Raw genomic sequence first — 19151 nt, 5'->3', positions numbered from 1 at the left:
TCTCGCGGCCGAGGTTTCCCGGCCCCGTTGCTCTCGCCCAGGTGAGAGCAACGGGGCCGTTCCCGTCTCGGGAGGCCCTCAGGAGGTCGTCAGGCGGTCTCGAAGTCGGTGACGAGCCACTGCACGCCGCGTCGCTCCAGGCGTACGGCCAGCACGTGGCTGCGTTCGCCGCAGTGCAGCAGCACGCACATCTCGATCACGCCGTCCGCGGGCTCGGTCACGCGGGGGACGGCCGCGAACGGCGGGCGGTGCGTGTCCAGCATGCGGCCGGCCCGCACCAGTTCCCGGTACGCCCGGTCGGTGAGCCGGTCGGCCACCGTCTCGGGCGGCCGGCGGCCGGTGAGCACTTCGGCCAGGGCCTGCCCGAGCAGGCGCAGGCCCCGCTCGTCCGGCGCCGCGCCCGGAGGGCCCCACACCAGGTGCCGCGTGTCCAGGGCGAGGGAGCCCACCACCGCGGGCGGCTCGGCCTCGGGACGGGCGGCGACAGCGGCGCTCCCGGCGGCGACGGCGGCGGCGGTGCTTCCGGTCGTGACGGTGCTGCCGGTCGTGACGGTGCTGCCGGTCGTGACGGTGCTTCCGGTCGCGACGGTGCTTCCGGTCGCGACAGTGTTCCCGGTCGCGGCGGTGCTGCCGGTCGCAGTGCCGGTGCGGTCGGCTCGGGCGGCACGGGCGGCCCGGGCACGGGCGAAAGGCGGACGGGGAAGGGATGGCATGGGCCCTCCAGAATCGCGGGGGAGACGATCGCTACAAGGAGTTTTCGGCCCGGCCCCCGAATACGTCGCCCGCCAGCTTTCCCCGGCGCAGCGGCGGTTCGGGGGAGTTGGCGGAGAAGATCACCCGGAGCTGGAGCGGTGCCCGGCCGTCACCCGCGGCCTTCCGGTCGTGCCCGTCATGACACCGGGCCGTCCGTAAGGCTTAAGGCCCGGCGCGGAAGGGTGAAACGGCCAGGCGGGAAACCCTCACTCCGGCTCACCGGCCGTTCCCGACGGGTCCGGCTGCGAAGGGCGCGGGCGGGCGGCGCCGTCGCGGGGCGTGCGCGGCTCGCCGGAGTCCACGTCCGGCTCCGGCTCGCGTCCCGGCGTCAGGATGTTCAGCCGCCGGATGAGGAAGCTGAACACCACGTAGTACACGATCCCGTACACGACCCCGATCGCCAGGATCCCCGGCAGGTTGCGGGTGTTGGACTTGCTCGCGTTCAGCAGCATGTCGAGCAGTCCCGCGGAGAAGCCGAACCCGAGCTGGCCGCCGACCAGCATCGTCACCGCCATCGCGATCCCGGTCAGCACGGCGTGGACGACGAACAGCAGCGGCGCGACGAAGATGAACGCGAACTCGATCGGCTCCGTGATGCCCGTGACCACGGAGGTGAGCGCGGCCGAGAGCATGATGCCGCCCACGGCCCGGCGCCGGTGCGGCGGCGCGGCCCGCCACATGGCCAGCGCGGCGGCCGGCAGCGCGAACATCATGACGGGGAAGAACCCGGCCATGAACTGCCCGGAGTGCTCGGCCCCGCCGAAGTAGCAGTTCCAGTCGCCGCCGAGGACCCGCCCGCCCACCTCGCACTGCGGCACCACGTGCCACACGATCGAGTTGACGAAGTGGTGCAGCCCCAGCGGGATGAGCAACCGGTTGATCAACCCGTAGATGCCGGTGCCGAGCGGTCCGAGCGTGCTGAGGGCCTGGCCGGCGTCGCCGATCCAGCCCCCGAGCACCGGCCAGATCCACCCGATGACGACGCCGAGCAGCAGCGCCACGATGGCGGTGACGATGGGCACGAAGCGCCGCCCGCCGAAGAACGCCAGCCACGACGGCAGCTTGATCCGGTGGAAGCGCTGCCACAGCAGGGCGGCGACGAGCCCCATCATGATGCCGCCGAGCACCTTGGTCGGGTTCTGCAGCCCGTAGTCGACGACCTCGTTGATCCCGCCGTCCTCGACCTTGCGCAGCAGCACGGTGCCGCGGATGGACGAGCCGAGGAACATCACCTTGGACACCCGGTCGAACACCAGATAGCCGACCACGGCGGCCAGCGCGGTCGTCCCGTCGGCCTTGCGCGCGAACCCGATGGCCACGCCCACGGCGAACACCAGCGGCAGGTTGTCGAACAGGGCCGCGCCCGCGGCGGCCAGCACCGGCGCGACCCGCGCCATCCACGCGAACCCGGCCACGTCCGCCAGGCCGCCGGGGGCCGGGCCGTTGGAGCCGAGCATGTCGGGCTGCCCGAAGCGGACGAGCAGCGCGGCGGCCGGCAGGGCGGCGATGGGCAGCATGAGGGAGCGGCCCAGCCGCTGGAGTACGGTCATCACCCGCGCGAGCCGGGGCCGGAGGGCGGTCAGGGCGCGGGCGAACGGCGAAGGCCGGGCGGTGGTCTCGTTCACCGGACGTTCCTCCTGAGGGTGGGAGCCGGGCCCTCACCCCCGTCTGGCGGGCATTTCCAGGCTGGTGCGCAACTGGTAGCGGTCGGCGCGGTAGGTCGAGACCCCCAGCTCGGCGCAGACGCCGCCGGAGAAGGACCTGCGCTGGAGCAGCAGCACGGCGCCGCCGCGCGGCAGCTTGAGCAGGTCGGCGTCGCTCGGGTCGGCGATGCCTCCGTCGATGGTCAGCTCGCCCGCGTCCATGACGAGGCCGTAGCGGGTCTCCAGCAGCTCGTACAGCGACTTGTCGGCCAGGTCGAGGTCGCCGAGGCCGGGGGCGAGGCGCACGGGGATGTGCGCGCGCTCGATGGACAGCGGCTCGCCGTCGGCGGTGCGCAGCCGCTCGATGAAGTGGACCTCCTCGCCCGGCTGGATGCCCAGCTCCTTGGCCAGGTGGGCGCTGGCGCGCACGATGCGCCGGTCGAGGTCGCGCGAGCCGGGCTCCATGCCGCGGGCGCGCATGTCGTCGGTGAACGAGGTGAGCTGGAGGGCCAGCTCGATCTTGGGCCGGGCGACGAACGTGCCCTTGCCGGGCACCCGGTGCAGCCGCCCCTCGGACACCAGGTGGTCGACCGCCTGCCGCACGGTCATCCGGGACAGGCCGAAGCGCTGGCACAGCTCCCGCTCGGAGGGGATGGCGGCGCCGATGCGCAGTTCCTCGCTGTCGATGAGGTCCAGCAGGATCTCGCGCAGCTGGAAGTACTTGGGCACCGGGCTGTCCGGATCGATGCGGGCCACGGATCCTCCCCTCGATCTGACCTGGGCAATGGGCTATGGTTCGTACTGGTCTAGTCCGGACTAGACCACATGTCGCAAAACAGGGTCAAGTCCGAACGGTAACGATTGCGAGCGTGAGATGACCAGCAGAATGCGCAGCGAGATCGCCGAGCAACCCGCGGCGCTGAGGGCCACACTCGACGCGCTGCTCCCCCGCGTGGACGAGGTGCGGGCGCTGGGCGAGCGGACCCGCCAGCTGCTGTTCATCGCCCGCGGCACGTCGGACAACGCCGCAGTCTACGGCCGCTACCTCATCGAGTCGCGCGCGGGGCGGCTGTCCGCGCTCGCCGCGCCGTCCATCGCGACGACCTACCGGCGCAAGCTCGACCTGGACGGCGTCCTGGCCGTGGCGATCTCCCAGTCCGGCCGTACGGAGGAGATCGTCGAGACGCTGGCCTGGGCGCGCGACTGCGGGGCGAAGACCGTCGGCGTCACCAACGGCGGCCCCGACAGCCCCCTCGCGCAGGCCGCCGACCTGGCGCTGTGCACGCTGGCCGGCGAGGAGAAGGCCGTGCCGGCCACCAAGACCTACACCACCCAGCTCGCCGCGCTGGCGGTGCTCGCGCTCGGCCTCGGCGCCGAGGTGGACGAGCAGGACCTCCAGCGGGTGCCGGACGCGGTCGAGAAGCTCATCGACGCGCCGGGCGACCTGGACGCCGTGGTCGAGGGCCTGGCCGACAAGCCCGGCGCGGTCGTCTCGGCCCGCGGCCTGGCCTTCTCCACCGCGCTGGAGACCGCGCTGAAGCTCAAGGAGGCGTGCTACCTGCACGCCATGGGCCTGTCGTACGCCGACCTGCTGCACGGCCCGATCGCGGTCGTGGACGCCGAGACCCCGGCGCTGCTGCTCGCCGCCGAGAACAGCCCCACGCTGCCCGGCACGGTCGCCCTGGCCGAGCGGGTCGTCGCGGCGGGCGCGCCCGCGTTCACGATCGGCGGCGGCGCTGCCCTCGCCGGGGCGGGCACGGCCGCCCTCAACGGCCCCGACCTGCCCGAGTGGGTCGCGCCGATGGGCCTGATCGTCCCCGGCCAGCTCCTGACCGAGGCCCTGGCCCGGCGGCTCGGCGTGGACCCCGACGCCCCGCGCGGCCTGAACAAGGTGACGCAGACCGACTGATCGCGCGCGTTCGTCCAGCGTGGCCGGACGGCCGTCTACTCTGGTCGGACAGTGAGGAGGAGGACGGATGGCGGCGGATGCGAGCGCGATCATCGCCGGGCTCGGCGGTGCCGGCAACATCATCGACATCGAGCCCTGCATCACCCGGCTGCGGACCGAGGTGCGTGACGTGTCCAAGATCGACCGTGACGCCCTGTACGCGGCCGGCGCCCATGGCGTGATGGCCGCCGGCAACGTCGTTCAGGTCGTCGTGGGTCCGGACGCCGACACGATCGCCAGCGACATCGAGGACCTCATCGGCTAGAGGGCGAGACCATGACGACTGTTCTCGCCCCCGTCGAGGGGGCGGCAGTGGCGCTGGCGGCCGTGCCCGATCCGGTGTTCTCCGCGGGGATGGTGGGCCCCGGAGCGGCGATCGACCCGCTGCGGGAGCCCGGCGAGGCCGTGGCCCCCATCGCCGGAAAAATCATGAAACTGCATCCGCATGCTTATGTGATCGTCGGGGACGACGGCAGAGGTGTGCTGGTTCACCTCGGCATCGACACCGTGCAGCTCAAGGGCGAGGGCTTCGAGTTGCTCGCGGCGGAGGGCGACCGGGTCGGCGCCGGTCAGCCCGTCGTCGCCTGGGACCCGGCCGCGATCGAGGCGGGCGGCCGGTCGCCGGTCTGCGCCGTGGTCGCGCTCGACGCGGACGCCGCCGCGGTCAGCGGTGTGGCACCGGGAAGCGTGCGGGCAGGGGAGGAGTTGTTCCGTTGGCTCTGACCCGTGTGGCTCCGGCGCCGCGCCGACGCCGATGATGGTACGAGACCCGGCACTCCACCGGGACGGCAGAAGGGCCCGGCGCTCCGCCGGGACGGCAGACGGCCCCGGCACCAGGCCGGGACGGCAGACGGGTCCGGCGTGGTCCGGACCGGCGAAGGAGGAAGAAGACCCATGCCTGAACGCAAGGTCACCGTGGTCGCGGACGTCGGGCTGCACGCCAGACCGGCGGCCACGTTCGTACGGGCGGCGGCCAAGGCGCCGATGGACGTCTGGATCGCCAAGCCGGGCCGCGACCCGGTCAACGCCAAGAGCATCCTGCAGATCCTCGCGCTCGACGTGCAGCAGGACGAGATGGTCGTGATCAAGGCCGAGGGCGACGGCGCCGAGGCGGTCCTCGACGAGCTCGCGAGCATCGCCGGATCGCCGTGACGCTGACGGGGGCGGGGGTGAGCCCGGGCGCCGGACACGGCCCCGCGTACATCCTGACGGCATCCGTTCCCGAACCCCCCGAGGACTCCGCCCACACGGGCGACGCGGACGCCGAGAAGGAACGCGCCCTGGCGGCGCTGCGCCAGGTGGCGGGCGAGCTGGAGGCCCGCGCGGCGCGGCTCGACCGGCCGGACGACCATGCCTCCGGCGGCGCGGGCCGCGAGGGGGCCAACATCCTGCGGGCGCAGGCGCTCATGGCCACCGACCCCGGTCTGGCCGTGGGGGTGGAGGCGCTCGTGGACGAGGGGGTCGCCGCGCCGCGGGCGGTCTTCTCCGCCTTCGCGAAGTACCGCGACGTGCTCGCGGGCGCGGGCGGGTACCTGGCAGAGCGGGTCGCGGACCTCGACGACGTCCGTGACCGGGCCATCGCCGTGCTCACCGGCCACCCCTTGCCGGGCGTCCCGGCCGAGCCCGCGCCGCCCGCCGAGCCCGGCGGCGCGCCCCGGCCGTACGTGCTGGTCGCGCGCGACCTGGCCCCCGCGGACACCGCGCTGCTGTCGCGGGACGTGGTCGCCGCGTTCGTCACGGAGCGGGGCGGCCCGACCAGTCACACCGCGATCCTCGCCCGCGCGATGGGCGTGCCCGCCGTCGTCGGCTGCGCCGGCGCGACCGCCATCCCGCCCGGCACCACCGTGCTGGTCGACGGCTCCTCCGGAGAGGTACGGCCGGATCCGCCGGCCGAGGAGCTGGCCCGGGTGGCGGGCGTCGAGGGGGCCCGGCGCGCGGCGCTGGCCCGGGCGGGTGAGAGCGGCGCGACCCGCGACGGCCACCCCGTGCCGCTGCTGGCCAACATCGGCGGCCCCCAGGACCTCGACGCCGCGCTGCGCCACGGGGCGGAGGGCGTCGGCCTCTACCGGACCGAGTTCCTCTTCCTGGGCAGGAGGCACGCGCCGGCGGCCGAGGAGCAGGAGCGGGCCTACCGGGCGGCGCTGGCCGCCTTCCCCGGCCGCACGGTCGTGGTGCGCGCGCTCGACGCCGGAGCCGACAAGCCGCTGGCCTTCCTGCCGCCGCCCGGCGCGGAGCCGAACCCGGCGCTGGGCGAGCGCGGCCTGCGGCTGCTGCGGCGCTTCGAGGACGTCCTCGACGCCCAGCTCGGCGCCCTGGCGCGGGCGGCCGCGTCCGAGACGGCCGAGCTCCAGGTCATGGCGCCCATGGTGGCGACGGCCGAGGAGGCGGCGTGGTTCGCGCGGGCGTGCCGGGCCAGGGGCCTGGCCCGGGCCGGGGTGATGGTGGAGGTGCCGGCGGCGGCGCTGCGGGCCGCGAGCCTGGCCGCCGAGGTGGACTTCCTGTCGATCGGCACCAACGATCTGGCGCAGTACGCGTTCGCCGCCGACCGGGAGCTCGGCACGCTCGGCGACCTCCAGGACCCGTGGCAGCCCGCCCTGCTCGACCTCGTGCGCCTGGCGGCGGCCGGGGCGTCCGAGACGGCCCGGCCGTGCGGGGTCTGCGGCGAGGCGGCGGCCGATCCGGCGCTGGCCTGCGTGCTCGTGGGGCTCGGGGTCACGTCGCTGTCGATGGCGGCGGCGGCGCTGCCGGCCGTACGGGCCGGGCTGGGCGAGCACACGCTGGAGCAGTGCCGCGAGGCGGCCGAGGCGGCCCGCTCGGCCGCCGGCCCGGGAGAGGCCCGCGCCGCCGCCCGTGCCTGCCTTCCCGCCCTGGATCGCCTGGGCCTCTGAGCGCCCGCACCTCCGCGGGCGGCCGGGGGTGGCCGCGATCGGACACCGGGGGAGACCCCGGGACGGGGCGGGATCGGGCTTCAGGGGTGCCGCCGCCTGGATACGGTGGAGGGCATGTCTGGACGGATCGGCATGGCAGGGCTGCTCGTGTTCGCGCTCACGGCGTGCGGGGGAGGCGGCACGGCGGGGGCGGCCCCCGGCACGCGCGCTCCCGTCACACCCACCGCCCCGGCGGTCCCCACGGCTCAGGACACCACGGGACAGGACACCCCGGCGGCCACGACCAGCGCCGCCGTGCCGAGCCGCGTCCCCGCCGCGAACGGCGACGTGAGCCGGGTGCTGGCCCGCATGAGCGTGGAGGAGAAGGTCGGCCAGCTCTTCATGCCCGTCCTGTACGGCACGTCCGCCGACTCGGTCTCCGGCGAGAACCAGGCCAGGTACGGCGCCCAGACCCCGGCCAAGGTGATCGCGAAGTACCACCTCGGCGGCGTCATCCTCTTCCCGGCCAACGTCACGAGCGTCTCCCAGGTCGTCGCGCTGACCAACGGCCTGCAGGCGGCCTCCCCGCGGGTGCCGCTGATCATCGGCACCGACCAGGAGAACGGCCTGGTGTCCCGGATGGGGGCGCTGATGACGAAGTTCCCCGGCGCCTCCACCGTGGGCGCCACCGGCGACCCGGCGCGGTCGCGGGCCGTGGCCAAGGCCACCGGCGAGGAGCTGCGCGCGCTCGGCGTCAACCTCGACTTCGCCCCGGTCGCCGACGTCAACGTCAACCCGAAGAACCCGGTGATCGGCCGGCGGGCCTACGGCGACGACCCGGCCAAGGTCGCCGCGATGGTCTCGGGCGCGGTCAAGGGCTTCGGCGACGCGGGCGTGGCCTCCAGCGCCAAGCACTTCCCCGGCCACGGCGACACCGACGTCGACAGCCACACCGGGCTCCCGGTGATCAAGCACACGCGGGCGCAGTGGGAGCGGATCGACGCGCCGCCGTTCAGGGCCGCGGTCGCGGCCGGGGTGGACGCGGTGATGAGCGCGCACATCGTCTTCCCCAAGCTCGACCCGTCCGGCGACCCGGCGACGCTGTCCAGGCCCATCCTGACCGGGATGCTGCGCGAGAAGCTCGGCTTCAAGGGCGTGGTCTCGACCGACGCGCTCAACATGGAGGGCGTGCGCAAGAAGTACGGCGACGGGGAGGTGGCCGTGCGGGCCGTGCTGGCGGGCGCCGACCTGCTCCTCATGCCGAACGACCTGCCGAAGGCGTACACCGCGGTGACGGCGGCCGTGAAGTCCGGCCGGATCAGCCGCGCCCGGCTCGACCAGTCCGTCACGCGGCTGCTGACCCTGCGTCAGAAGCGCGGCTTCCTGCGCGCGGCGCCGCGCGCCTCGGCCTCCGAGGCGGCCGGCGTGCTGCGCTCCGCCGAGCACCGCAGGCTGGCCGCCCGGGTGACGAGGGAGGGCAGCTAGCCTCCCCGCGCGACGCTCTAGGCTTGGAGCCTGACCTGTCCGAGGAGGCGGTGTGGTAGCCGGGGTTCTCATCGACTGGGGCGGCGTGCTGACCACCAGCCTGTCCGACTCCATCGCCAGGTGGATCGTGGCCGACCGCATCGACCACGACCACTACCACGCGGTGATGAGCGAGCTGGTCCGCCAGGCGTACGACGGCGCGGCGGACGGCGCGCAGGAGACGGTGGTCCACGCGCTGGAGCGCGGCGAGCTCGACGGCTCGGTCTTCGAGCGCGACCTGGCCGCCCGCCTGCTGACCCTCGACGGGGTGCCGCCGGAGGCGGAGGGCCTGCTGGAGCGGATGTTCGCCGGCTTCGAGCGGGTCGAGGCCATGCACGACATGCTGCGCGCGGTCAGAGGCCACGGGCTGCGCACGTGCCTGCTGTCCAACTCGTGGTCCAACGCCTACCCGCGCGACGGCTGGGACGAGCTGTTCGACGCGGTGGTCATCTCCGGCGAGGTCGGCATGCGCAAGCCGGAGCCGCGCATCTTCCGGCACGCCCTCGGCCTGCTGGCGCTGCCGGGCGAGTCGTGCGTGTTCATCGACGACTTCGAGGCCAACATCGCCGCGGCCCGTGCCCTGGGCATCCACGGCATCCACCACCGCGACGCCGAGACGACCATCGCGCAGCTCGAGTCGCTGCTCCAGATCCCCCTCCGACCGGCATGATGGTCCTCCGCACGTTGTGAAAGGTTTCTGATGCGCGTCTACCTGCCGTGCACGCTGTCCGCCCTCGCCCGCGCGGTGGAGGCGGGCGAGCTCGGCCCGGCCCCGCTGACCGGTTACGCGGTGACGCCCGCGCTGACCGAGTGGTACGCCTCGGGCGACACCGAGGAGCTCGAGTACGTCGCGCTCACCGAGGCCGCCCGCGCCTCCCTGCGGCTGCTGGCCGCCGAGCGCCCCGCCGGGGGCTCGGGGCAGGGCACGGAGCCGGTCAAGGACGAGGACGGCTCCGTGTGGGTGCCCCGGCGCGTGGTCGTGGCCGCCGAGGTGCCCGACGGCACGCTGACGGCCGGCGCCGGCCTGGAGGAGCGGGCGACGGTACGCCTGTCGCGGCCGGTGCCGATGACGAAGGTCGCGGCGGTGCACGTGGACGACCTGTACGCCGTGCCCGACGTCGGGGCGGCCGTCGCCGCGCTGCCCGCCTCCGACGCGGGCGACGACGACGCCCGCTTCACCGTGGACGGCGCCGAGGCGCACGAGCTCATGTGGTACGCGACGCAGGAGATTCCGCATCTTCTGCATGGCGATCATTAGGGCCGTGTTAAATCGGGAGTAAGGGTCCTTGACCTTTTCTTGACCAAGGTCGCTAGGATCTCAGGCCGGACCACGTCCCCTACAGAAGGAGTCGGTTCTCGTGAAGCTCCGAGCAGTCGTGACCGCCGTCGGCGCGGTGGCCGCGGCCCTGGTCGTCATGTCGCCCGCCCAGGCCGCCACGGCCCAGGCCCGCGGATACGACCACAAGGACCCGTACCAGACCGGCTGTGGCAACTCGGCCCGCGCGGTGCGCACCGCGAACATCAACAGCCAGCTTGAGGGCAAGATCGGCACGATCAAGCTGATGTACTCGTTCTCGTGCAAGACCAACTGGATCGAGATCAACACGATCACCGCCGGCTACGGCTCGATCACCGTCCAGAACGCCAGGGGCACCGTCGACACCTTCCAGTTCAAGAAGGGCAACGGCGGCCGCCACTGGGGCAACATGGTCAACGGCAACAACATCTGCGCCTGGGGCAGCGCCAGCGTGAAGTGGGGCAGCGGCATGGGCGGCCAGCGCGGTTCCGGCGGAACCGGCCAGGCCTGCAAGTAATTCCGCTCGCACGGACTACCGCCGCGGCCCCGTGCGCCGCGGCGGTCCGTTCACCGTTCTGTCGCAGGGCCCGGCTACCCTGAAGCCTGTCATGACGAAACACATCATCTGGGACTGGAACGGCACCCTCTTCCACGACATCGACGCCGTCGTCGGAGCCACCAACGAGGTCTTCAGGGCCTACGAGCTGGCCCCCCTCACGGCCGACGGCTTCCGCGCCGTCTACACCCGCCCCATCTGGCTGGCCTACGAGCGGCTGCTCGGCCGTCCGCTGAACGAGGGCGAGTGGGAGACGCTCGACGCGGGCTTCCACGAGCACTACTTCCGGCTGAGCGCGGTGTGCGGCCTGGCCGAGGACGCGCTGGCCACGCTGGCGGGCTGGACGGGCACGCAGTCGCTGTGCTCGATGGCCCCCCACTCCCATCTCCTGACGATCATCGAGTCGTTCGGCATCACCGGCCACTTCAACCGGGTCGACGGGCTGGTCGGGGCCACCGGCGGCGAGAAGGCCGCGCACATGGCCGCCCACATCCAGGCGCTCGACGTCGAGCCCGGGCAGGTGCTGGTGATCGGCGACAGCGTCGACGACGGCATCGCCGCCCGCCACGTGGGCGCGCGGGCCGTGCTCTATACGGGCGGCATGACCTCGCGGGCCGAGCTGGAGGCCACGGGCCTGCCGGTCGTCGACACGCTGGCCGAGGCCGTCGACCACATCTGACGGCGGCCACCCCTGACAGAGGCCACCCCGTTGGCCCTACGCTTGCAGGGTCCCCCCAGGAGGCCGCCATCAACCGCCTAGTGCTCTGGAACATCGACCTGACCCTGGTCGACGTGGCCATCGTCACCCGTGACGCCTACGCCGAGGCGTTCCGCGCCGTGACCGGCCGCCCGCTGGTCAAGCTGGCCCCGGCGCTGGGCCGCCCCGACTCCGAGATCGTCTTCGAGACCCTCGCCCTCAACGGCGTCGTGGCCGAGGACGCCCACCTGCCCAAGTTCCTCGACGCGCTGGCCGCGGCCTTCGCCGACCGGCGCGGCAGGCTGCCGCGGGAGGGCCGGGCGATGCCCGGCGCCAAGGCCGCGCTCAAGGCCGTGGCCCGGCTCGACGGCGTGGTCCAGTCGGTGCTGACCGGCACCGTCAAGGGCAACGCCGTCCTCAAGCTCAAGGCGTTCGGGCTGGACAAGCACATCGACTTCGAGCTCGGCGGCTACGGCGAGGAGGCCTACCCCAAGGCGACGCTGCTCCAGGTCGCGCAGGGGCGGGCCGGGCAGCGGCTCGGCACGCCGTTCACGGCGGCCAACACCGTGGTCATCGGCGACTCGGCCCGTGACGTCCAGGCCGCCCGCATCGGCGGCGCGGCGATGATCGCGGTGGCGTCGGGCCGCTCGACCGCGGGCGAGCTGCGCGAGGCGGGGGCCGACGTCGTGCTGCCCGACCTGTCCGACGCCGCCGAGGTGGTGGCCGCCGTCGCCCGCCTCACCACCCCGGCCTGACCCCGGACCATCCACGGCGCGGCCGGGCGCCCGTCAGGCGAGCGCCTTGAGGAAGCGGGCCGCGACCGGGGCCGCGACGGCCGAGCCGGCCCCGCCGCCCTCGACGATCACCGCGAAGGCCAGGTCGCCCCGGTAGCCGACGAACCACGAGTGCGCGGGCGGCTCCTTGCCCGACCCGTACTCCGCCGTGCCGGTCTTGCCCGCCGTACCCTCCGGGAAGCTGACGGCCTGGGCCGTGCCGTCGGTGACGACGGCCGGCATGAGGTCGCGCAGCGCCCGCACCACGTTCTTCTCCAGGGGGCGCGGCCGGAGCGTGTGGTCCGGCATCCGCTCCTCCGGCACCAGCCGGGGCGGCCACCAGGCGCCGGCGGCGATGGCCGCGGCCACGGAGGCCATGTTCAGCGGGCTGGCCAGCACCCGGCCCTGCCCGATGGAGGCGGAGGCGAGGTCCGTGTCGTCCTTCGGCGCCGGGAACTCCGCCTTCACGGCCGGCACGCCCGGCGTGATCGCCGCGCCGAAGCCGAAGCTGGCGGCCACCCCGGCGAGCCGGTCGGCGCCGAGCCGGTCCACGCTCATCGCGCCGAACGTGGTGTTGCAGGAGTGGGCGAAGGCGTCGCGGAAGGCCAGCGTGCCGTAGTCCTTGAAGCCGGCGTTGTGGAAGGGGAAGCCGCCGATGTTCTGCTCGGCGGGGCATTGCACCCGGGCGTCCGGCTTGGCGCCGTCGGCCACCAGCGCGGAGGCGGTCACGACCTTGAACGTGGAGCCGGGCGGGTACTTGCCGAGCAGCGCCCGGTTGAAGCCGCCCGGCTTGTTGACCACGGCCAGGATCTCGCCGGTGGAGGGCCGCAGCGCCACCAGCGAGGCGGGCTTGTCCACGCCCTCCAGCGCGGCGGCCCCCGCCCGGTGCACCTTCAGGTCGATCGTGGTCTTCAGCGGCACCTTGCCGCCGGCCGCGACGAGCGTCTCGACCGGCCGGTCCCCCTCGTACAGCTCGATCGTCGTCTCCTTGTAGGCGGCGAACCAGTCCGGGTAGGTCTGCTTGAGGCCCTCGACGAGCTGCTGCACCGAGCCGGGCGTGTCCGGGGTGTCGATGCGCCGGCCGTCGGCGGCGAGGACGTGCGCCGGCTCGCCCGGCCGGGTGACCGCCCGCAGCGACCCGCCCTTCCTGAGCCGGGGGTGGAGGGTGGCCGGGGTCCAGGCGACCTTCCACCTGCCGCCGCGCTCGACCAGCTTCAGCTCGCCGTCGTAGTCCCAGTCCCTCGGTCCCTGGATCCTGGCCTGGAAGGACACGGTGCCGTCGTCGCCCACGGTCCTGGCGAAGACCCCGTTCGGGATGGGGCGGTGGAAGGTGGCGCGCTCGGCCTTGAGGTCGGTGAGGAAGCGCCGGTGCCACTGCTCGAAGTCGGCGGGCGGGTCGGCGACGAGCTCGCGCATCGTGGCGTAGCTCTGCGCCGTCCACGCGTCCAGGTAGTCGTCGGCGGTCTGCTCGGGCGTGCCCTGCGTGCGCAGGACCCAGAGCGTGCCGCCGGCCGCCAGGGCCGGGACGAGCAGCGCCGCGGCGACCCATCGCCACCTGCGCCGCCTGCGCGGACGCCGCTCGTCCTCCCTGAGGTGGGCGTAGATTGTCCCCGTTGGTGGTGCCATGGGGTGAGAAGACCAGAGCCCTCGCCTTTCTGTCCAATACCGATATGAGCCGAACCTGCATATGAGTTTGGCTATAGTTGCTGCTCATGGACCTCGTCCGGCACCTTCGCTACTTCATCGTGGTCGCGGAGGAACTCCACTTCGGCAACGCCGCGATCCGGCTCGGCATGGCGCAGCCGCCCCTCAGCCAGCGGATCAAGCGCCTGGAGGAGGAGCTCGGGGTCCGGCTGTTCGACCGCTCCGCCCGGCAGGTCCGGCTCACCGAGTCCGGGCGGCTGCTGCTCGGCGAGGCCCGCGAGATCGTCTCCCGGGCCGACCGGCTGCGTGAGCTGGCCCGGCACGGCCAGGGCACCGTGCTGCGCGTCGGCGTCCCGCCCGACCTGGCGCCCGCCGTGATCGCCGGACTCGTCGCGGGCTTCCGGGAGAGCCATCCCGAGGTCCGCCTCGCGCCCGCCGAGATCTGGACGGCCGAGCAGGTCGCCGCGCTGGCCGAGGGCGCCATCGACGTGGGCATCGTGCGCCACCCCCTCGCCGCGCCCGGCATGCTGTTCGGCCCGCCGCTGATCCAGTCGCAGGGCGTGCTGCTGGCCGAGGACGACCCGCTGGCCCGGGGCGGCGAGCTGCACCTGGCCGACCTGGGCGGCCGTGAGCTGCTGATGCCGCCCCGCGAGGGCGAGCCGGGCGTCCACGCCGAGGTGCTGGCCGAGTGCCGCCGCCACGGGTACGTGCCGCCGCAGGTGCACGAGGGCGCCGGCCTGGGCCTGGTGCTCGCGGGCGCCGCGGTGGCCTTCGGACCGCGCACGGACCTGCCGGGGCTGGCCTGGCGCCCGCTGCTAGGCTCGCCCATCGCCGGTCGGGTCTCCACGGCCTGGCGGGTCGAGACGGAAGCGGTCGCCGCCTTCTCGGCGGTGGCCGTACGAACGCTGAAGGAGCGCGCCGGTATGGCGGACGAGGGCGCGGTGCCCGTGCGGCGGGTCAGCCGCCGGCCGGGGGTGCTGGCATGAACGAGCCGGACTTCGGTGCGGTCTTCCGCGCGGCGGGCGTCACCGGCTGGCTGCACGCGACGGACATCGACACCGGCCGGGAGGTCGGGCACGGCTCGGACGTGCCGGTGCCGACCGCCTCGGTGTTCAAGGTGCCGCTGCTCGTCGAGCTCTGCCGGCAGGCCGACGCCGGGCTGCTCGACCCGGCCGAGCCGGTGACCGTGCGCCCGGACGAGCGCGCCTTCGGGCCCACCGGGCTGTCGGCCATGCTGGACGACGCCACGCTGTCGCTGCGGGACCTCGCCTACCTGATGATCGCGGTCAGCGACAACACCGCCGCGGACGTGCTGTCGGCCCGGGTCGGGTTCGAGGCGGTCAACACCATGCTGGCGGGGTTCGGGCTGCGGGGCACCTTCGTCCAGCAGACGTCGGCCGACCTGTACACCAGCATGGCCGAGGACACCGGGCACGGCTGGCCGTACCTCGACCTGGAGGAGATCGACCGGCTGAGCGTGCTGGACCCGCCGCGCACCAACCGCAGCACCCCGCGCGAGACGGCCGAGCTGTTCGGGCTCATCTGGCGCGACGAGGCCGCCTCGCCCGCCTCCTGCGCCTGGATGCGCTCGGTGCTCAACAAGCAGGTGTGGCCGCACCGGCTGGCCTCCGGCTTCCCGTACGACGACGTGGACGTCAGCGGCAAGACCGGCTCGCTGCCGACGCTGCGCGCCGAGGCCGGGGTGGTCGAATACCCCGACGGCGGCCGCTACGCGGTGGCGGTGTTCACCCGGTCCTTCAGCCCGGCGGTCAACCAGCCGCGCGCCGACGCGGTGATCGGCACGGCCGCGCGTATGGCGGTGGACCACCTAAGACGCTAGCTAGTTGTGTGGCGGAGCGGGTATGACTTCCGCCCGACCGGGCGACAGGATGGGGCACATGGTTGCTGAAGGGACACTTCTCTGGGAGCCGACCGAAGAGATCGTCAAGCGCGCCAAGCTGACCCGGTACCTGGAGTCGGCGGGGCGGGCGGGACAGTCGTACGAGGAGGTCTGGCGGTGGTCCGTCGAGCGCCCTGAGGAGTTCTGGGCGTCGATCTGGGACCACTTCCAGGTGGTCGGCGAGCGCGGCGACGGGCCCGTCCTGTCCGGGACGATGCCGGGCGTCGAGTGGTTCGCCGGAAGCAGCCTCAACTACGCGGAGAACGCGCTGCGCCACTCCGGCGGCACGGCCGTGGTGTTCGTCTCGGAGGACGGCGCCCGCCAGGAGATCGGCCACGACGAGCTGCGCGAGGAGGTCGCCCGCGTGCGGGCCGGGCTGGTACGGCTCGGCGTCGGCCGCGGCGACCGGGTCGCGGCGTACCTGCCCAACATCCCGCAGGCGCTCGTCGCCTTCCTGGCCACCGCCTCCCTCGGCGCGATCTGGTCGGCCGGCTCTCCTGACTTCGGGGTTGCCGGCGTCGTGGACCGCTTCCGGCAGATCGAGCCCAAGGTGCTCATCGCCGTCGACGGCTACCGCTACAACGGCAAGGCCTACGACCGCTCGGACGCGGTGAACGAGATCGCCGCCGCGCTGCCCTCGCTGCGCGCCACCGTGTGGATCCCGTACCTGTCGGCCGCGGCCGAGGGCCTGCCGCCCCAGCGGGCCGAGCCCGCCCCGGGGCCTGCGCGGTCCGTGCCGCACGGCGAGGTGATCGGCTGGGAGGGGCTGCGCGCGGAGTCCGGGCCGCTGGAGTTCGAGCGGGTGCCGTTCGGCCATCCCCTGTGGATCCTGTACTCCAGCGGCACCACCGGCCTGCCCAAGCCGATCGTCCACGGCCACGGCGGCGTGGTCCTGGAGCACCTGAAGTCCCTCTCCTTCCACCAGGACCTCGGCGAGGGGGATGTGTTCTTCTGGTACACCACCACGGGCTGGATGATGTGGAACTACCTCATCGGCGCCCTGCTGGTGGGGGCCGTCCCGGTGCTCTACGACGGCTCGGCCACCCATCCCTCCCCGGCCACCCTGTGGCGGATCGCCGCCTCCGAGGGCGTCACGTACTTCGGGGTGGGCGCGCCGTACATCATGGCTTCGCTGAAGGCGGGGCTGCGCCCCGAGGGGCTGGAGCGGCTGCGCGGCGTCGGCTCCACCGGATCGCCGCTGCCGCCGGAGGGCTTCGCCTGGGTGCACGAGGAACTGCCGGACGTGCCGATCGGCTCGTTCTCCGGCGGCACGGACGTGTGCACCGGCTTCGTGGGCGCGACCGTCCTGCACCCGATCCGGGCCGGCGTCATCCCGTGCCGCTCGCTGGGCGCCGCGGTGGAGGCGTACGACCCCGAGGGCCGGTCGGTCACCGGTGAGGTCGGGGAGCTGGTGCTCACCCGGCCGATGCCGTCGATGCCGGTCATGTTCTGGAACGACCCGGACGGCGAGCGCTACCGCGACAGCTACTTCGACGTCTACCCCGGCGTCTGGCGCCACGGCGACTGGATCAGGATCGACGACGACGGGAGCTGCGTCATCTACGGCCGCTCCGACTCGACCCTCAACCGGGGCGGCGTCCGGATGGGCACCAGCGAGTTCTACCGGGTGGTCGAGCGGTTCGAGGAGATCGCCGACAGCCTGGTCATCGACACGGGCGTGCTCGGCCAGGAGGGGCGGCTGCTCCTGTACGTGACGCTGGCCGAGGGCGCCGAGATGACCGACGACCTGACCCGGGCCCTGTGCGCCGCGCTGCGCGACGAGCTGTCGCCCCGCCACGTGCCCAACGAGATCCGGGCCGTGCCGGGGATCCCGCGCACGCTGTCGGGCAAGAAGCTGGAGGTGCCGGTCCGCAAGATCCTGCTCGGCACCCCCGTCGAGCAGGCCGCCAACCCCGACGCCATGGCCAACCCGGAGGTGCTGGAGCACTTCCGCCCCTCAGACCCCCTGCGGGAGCCGGAACAGGCGTGACGGGTCGTAGGCGGCCTTGACCTGGGCCAGGCGGGCGGCGTTCGGCCCGTAGTAGGCGGCGCGCCAGTCCTTCAGGTCCGGGTCGATGTAGTTGACGTACGCGTGGTCGCCGAGGTGTGGCGCCATGGCGGTGTGGACGCGGCGCAGCCAGGACCGGTCGCTGCCCTCCTGGTAGTACTGCACGCTGTAGAGCGCCGACCGGTGCGGGAAGGCGGTCGCGTCCGGCCGCACCCGCGCCACGGCGCCGCCCATGGCGTCCAGCAGCACCGAGTGCGGACCGGGCCGGCCGACCTCGGCCACCATCGCGCGCACCCCGTCGGGAGTGAGCGGTCGGTAGGCCAGGTGCGACTTGGCGGCGAAGCTCGCCCGGCCCAGCCGGCCGTGCGGCGAGGGGTGGCACTGGTCCACGGTCAGCGTGGAGCAGCCGCCCATCACCTTCATCGCCTGGAGGTACGACGTCCGGTAGACGGTGCGGGAGACCGGCCGGCCGATCCGGGCCACGACGGGGGCGAGCAGCCGGTCCAGCTCGGCCCTGGAGCCCAGGTGGACGCCGGTGATCCGCACCTCCGGACCGCCCGGGTCGCGGGTGAGGTGCAGCGTGGACCACAGGTCGTCGGGCGCGCCGGGCGCCCACGCCTGCCAGGCCGTCAGCGCGGCCGCCGCCTTGGCCCACGGCCAGCGCAGGAAGAAGACGTTGAGGTCGCGGGTCGCGTGGGTGCGGAACGTGAACGACACGGCCACGCCGAAGTTGCCGCCGCCGCCTCCCCGGCAGGCCCAGAACAGGTCGGGATGGTTGCGCTCGTCGCAGTCCAGGACCCGCCCGTCGGCCGTCACGATCCGCACCGACTCCAGCGCGTCGCAGGTCAGCCCGTACTTCCTGGACAGCACGCCGATGCCGCCGCCCAGCGCGAGGCCGCCCACGCCGACCGTGGGACAGGTGCCCGCCGGGATGCCCACCCCGTGCCCGGCCAGCGTGGAGAACACGTCGATCAGCTTCGCCCCCGCCCCGACCGTCGCCCGGCCGCCCGCGTAGCGGACCTTGTTCATCCGGGAGACGTCCACGACCAGGCCGGTGCCGGTGGACCAGCCCGCGTAGGAGTGGCCGCCGGAGCGGGCGGTGACCGGCAGCTTGTGCGCCCGCACGAACGCCAGGCTCGCCGCCACGTCCGCGGCGCTCGCGCAGTACGCGACACCGCTCGGCCTGATCCGGTCGAAGACCGGGTTGAACAGGCGGCGGGCCGTGCCGTAGGCGGCGTCGCCGGGCAGCACGAGCGTGCCCGACAGGCCGCGCCGCAGCTTCGCCCAGTCGGGAGCCTGCGCCCGCGCGGGCCGGGCGGTGGACAGGGCGGCCGTCAGGGCCGGCGCCGTCATGAGCGCCGGGGCGAGCGCGGCGGCGCGGAGGAAGTGGCGGCGGTCCATGGTCGGCTCCCCGCGGTCGTCGTTCAGCACAACCGGTGAGATGCGGCCGCGGATGGCGGGGTTCATCACGATCTGATGTCCCCGCCCGCGGCTGACCCACCCCTGGGGCCCGCGGGCTCGCCGGAGCCCCTCCCGGCGGG

19 protein-coding genes are annotated in these 19151 nt (G+C 73.8%); 14 read left to right on the top strand and 5 right to left on the bottom strand.

Translation table 11 applies throughout. The features are described 5' to 3' along the window. Positions 1–89: 89 nt before the first annotated feature. The 3 genes from HD595_RS09605 to HD595_RS09595 all read right to left on the bottom strand — a co-directional run bounded on the left by HD595_RS09605 (position 90) and on the right by HD595_RS09595 (position 3152). Positions 90–713 carry an Rv3235 family protein gene (locus HD595_RS09605; protein ID WP_253767682.1) on the bottom strand — a complete coding sequence of 208 codons (624 nt, stop codon included), beginning with the start codon at positions 711–713 and terminating at the stop codon, positions 90–92. Between the two features lie 246 nt (positions 714–959). Then, complete coding sequence (locus tag HD595_RS09600; protein ID WP_420540697.1) at positions 960–2378, bottom strand: PTS transporter subunit EIIC; 1419 nt, start codon at positions 2376–2378, stop codon at positions 960–962. A 33-nt stretch (positions 2379–2411) separates the two neighbouring features. Next, on the bottom strand, positions 2412–3152 hold the full coding sequence (locus tag HD595_RS09595; RefSeq protein ID WP_253767680.1) for a GntR family transcriptional regulator: 741 nt from the start codon (positions 3150–3152) through the stop codon (positions 2412–2414). A 118-nt stretch (positions 3153–3270) separates the two neighbouring features. On the opposite strand from HD595_RS09595, the gene HD595_RS09590 reads away from it, so the two are divergent. The 11 genes from HD595_RS09590 to HD595_RS09540 all read left to right on the top strand — a co-directional run bounded on the left by HD595_RS09590 (position 3271) and on the right by HD595_RS09540 (position 12040). After that, on the top strand, positions 3271–4305 hold the full coding sequence (locus tag HD595_RS09590; protein ID WP_253767678.1) for an SIS domain-containing protein: 1035 nt from the start codon (positions 3271–3273) through the stop codon (positions 4303–4305). Positions 4306–4372: 67 nt separating this feature from the next. After that, positions 4373–4609, top strand: coding sequence for a PTS sugar transporter subunit IIB (locus HD595_RS09585; RefSeq protein ID WP_253767676.1), 237 nt, complete (start codon positions 4373–4375; stop codon positions 4607–4609). Positions 4610–4620: 11 nt separating this feature from the next. After that, positions 4621–5067 carry a PTS sugar transporter subunit IIA gene (locus tag HD595_RS09580; protein WP_253767674.1) on the top strand — a complete coding sequence of 149 codons (447 nt, stop codon included), beginning with the start codon at positions 4621–4623 and terminating at the stop codon, positions 5065–5067. Between the two features lie 171 nt (positions 5068–5238). Continuing rightward, positions 5239–5496: an HPr family phosphocarrier protein gene (locus HD595_RS09575; protein WP_253767672.1), complete on the top strand. Its 258-nt coding sequence runs from the start codon at positions 5239–5241 to the stop codon at positions 5494–5496. Beyond that, complete coding sequence (gene ptsP, locus HD595_RS09570) at positions 5493–7232, top strand: phosphoenolpyruvate--protein phosphotransferase (protein WP_253767670.1); 1740 nt, start codon at positions 5493–5495, stop codon at positions 7230–7232. Before HD595_RS09575 ends, ptsP begins: the two co-directional genes overlap by 4 nt. A gap of 114 nt (positions 7233–7346) precedes the next feature. Next, positions 7347–8696, top strand: coding sequence for a glycoside hydrolase family 3 protein (locus HD595_RS09565; protein WP_253767668.1), 1350 nt, complete (start codon positions 7347–7349; stop codon positions 8694–8696). Between the two features lie 52 nt (positions 8697–8748). After that, the gene (locus tag HD595_RS09560; RefSeq protein ID WP_253767667.1) at positions 8749–9405 is read left to right on the top strand and encodes an HAD family hydrolase; all 657 of its coding nucleotides are present in this window, start codon (positions 8749–8751) and stop codon (positions 9403–9405) included. Between the two features lie 30 nt (positions 9406–9435). After that, complete coding sequence (locus tag HD595_RS09555; protein WP_253767665.1) at positions 9436–9993, top strand: DUF6912 family protein; 558 nt, start codon at positions 9436–9438, stop codon at positions 9991–9993. A 100-nt stretch (positions 9994–10093) separates the two neighbouring features. Next, complete coding sequence (locus tag HD595_RS09550; protein WP_253767663.1) at positions 10094–10549, top strand: DUF2690 domain-containing protein; 456 nt, start codon at positions 10094–10096, stop codon at positions 10547–10549. A 91-nt stretch (positions 10550–10640) separates the two neighbouring features. Continuing rightward, the gene (locus HD595_RS09545; RefSeq protein WP_253767661.1) at positions 10641–11267 is read left to right on the top strand and encodes an HAD family hydrolase; all 627 of its coding nucleotides are present in this window, start codon (positions 10641–10643) and stop codon (positions 11265–11267) included. 80 nt (positions 11268–11347) lie between these two features. Then, on the top strand, positions 11348–12040 hold the full coding sequence (locus HD595_RS09540) for an HAD family hydrolase (protein WP_253767659.1): 693 nt from the start codon (positions 11348–11350) through the stop codon (positions 12038–12040). Positions 12041–12073: 33 nt separating this feature from the next. Here the strand turns inward: HD595_RS09540 and HD595_RS09535 are convergent, their stop codons facing one another. Further along, complete coding sequence (locus HD595_RS09535; RefSeq protein WP_253767657.1) at positions 12074–13684, bottom strand: penicillin-binding transpeptidase domain-containing protein; 1611 nt, start codon at positions 13682–13684, stop codon at positions 12074–12076. 86 nt (positions 13685–13770) lie between these two features. On the opposite strand from HD595_RS09535, the gene HD595_RS09530 reads away from it, so the two are divergent. Genes HD595_RS09530 through HD595_RS09520 form a run of 3 tightly spaced genes read left to right on the top strand, consistent with a single transcriptional unit; the run spans position 13771 to position 17592 of the window. Then, positions 13771–14688 carry a LysR family transcriptional regulator gene (locus tag HD595_RS09530; protein WP_253767655.1) on the top strand — a complete coding sequence of 306 codons (918 nt, stop codon included), beginning with the start codon at positions 13771–13773 and terminating at the stop codon, positions 14686–14688. Further along, positions 14685–15542, top strand: coding sequence for a serine hydrolase (locus HD595_RS09525; RefSeq protein WP_253767653.1), 858 nt, complete (start codon positions 14685–14687; stop codon positions 15540–15542). Before HD595_RS09530 ends, HD595_RS09525 begins: the two co-directional genes overlap by 4 nt. Before the next feature lie 58 nt (positions 15543–15600). Continuing rightward, complete coding sequence (locus tag HD595_RS09520; protein WP_253767651.1) at positions 15601–17592, top strand: acetoacetate--CoA ligase; 1992 nt, start codon at positions 15601–15603, stop codon at positions 17590–17592. On the opposite strand, the gene HD595_RS09515 is transcribed toward HD595_RS09520, so the two are convergent. After that, positions 17560–19077 carry an FAD-binding oxidoreductase gene (locus HD595_RS09515; RefSeq protein ID WP_253767649.1) on the bottom strand — a complete coding sequence of 506 codons (1518 nt, stop codon included), beginning with the start codon at positions 19075–19077 and terminating at the stop codon, positions 17560–17562. The genes HD595_RS09520 and HD595_RS09515 overlap by 33 nt on opposite strands. Between the last annotated feature and the right edge of the window lie 74 nt (positions 19078–19151).

The organism is Nonomuraea roseoviolacea subsp. carminata (assembly GCF_024172185.1).
Taxonomy (GTDB): domain Bacteria; phylum Actinomycetota; class Actinomycetes; order Streptosporangiales; family Streptosporangiaceae; genus Nonomuraea; species Nonomuraea roseoviolacea.
Note: the sequence above shows the minus strand (reverse complement) of the source record. Positions and strands in the feature narration are given on the sequence as shown.

What these genes read in the sequence shown, in the direction of transcription:
- HD595_RS09605 (WP_253767682.1), bottom strand. Translation starts at nt 713, where the DNA reads ATGCCATCCCTTCCCCGTCCGCCTTTCGCCCGTGCCCGGGCCGCCCGT.
- HD595_RS09590 (WP_253767678.1), top strand. Translation starts at nt 3,271, where the DNA reads ATGACCAGCAGAATGCGCAGCGAGATCGCCGAGCAACCCGCGGCGCTG.
- HD595_RS09585 (WP_253767676.1), top strand. Translation starts at nt 4,373, where the DNA reads ATGGCGGCGGATGCGAGCGCGATCATCGCCGGGCTCGGCGGTGCCGGC.
- HD595_RS09580 (WP_253767674.1), top strand. Translation starts at nt 4,621, where the DNA reads ATGACGACTGTTCTCGCCCCCGTCGAGGGGGCGGCAGTGGCGCTGGCG.
- HD595_RS09575 (WP_253767672.1), top strand. Translation starts at nt 5,239, where the DNA reads ATGCCTGAACGCAAGGTCACCGTGGTCGCGGACGTCGGGCTGCACGCC.
- HD595_RS09565 (WP_253767668.1), top strand. Translation starts at nt 7,347, where the DNA reads ATGTCTGGACGGATCGGCATGGCAGGGCTGCTCGTGTTCGCGCTCACG.
- HD595_RS09555 (WP_253767665.1), top strand. Translation starts at nt 9,436, where the DNA reads ATGCGCGTCTACCTGCCGTGCACGCTGTCCGCCCTCGCCCGCGCGGTG.
- HD595_RS09545 (WP_253767661.1), top strand. Translation starts at nt 10,641, where the DNA reads ATGACGAAACACATCATCTGGGACTGGAACGGCACCCTCTTCCACGAC.
- HD595_RS09535 (WP_253767657.1), bottom strand. Translation starts at nt 13,684, where the DNA reads ATGGCACCACCAACGGGGACAATCTACGCCCACCTCAGGGAGGACGAG.
- HD595_RS09530 (WP_253767655.1), top strand. Translation starts at nt 13,771, where the DNA reads ATGGACCTCGTCCGGCACCTTCGCTACTTCATCGTGGTCGCGGAGGAA.
- HD595_RS09525 (WP_253767653.1), top strand. Translation starts at nt 14,685, where the DNA reads ATGAACGAGCCGGACTTCGGTGCGGTCTTCCGCGCGGCGGGCGTCACC.
- HD595_RS09520 (WP_253767651.1), top strand. Translation starts at nt 15,601, where the DNA reads ATGGTTGCTGAAGGGACACTTCTCTGGGAGCCGACCGAAGAGATCGTC.
- HD595_RS09515 (WP_253767649.1), bottom strand. Translation starts at nt 19,077, where the DNA reads ATGAACCCCGCCATCCGCGGCCGCATCTCACCGGTTGTGCTGAACGAC.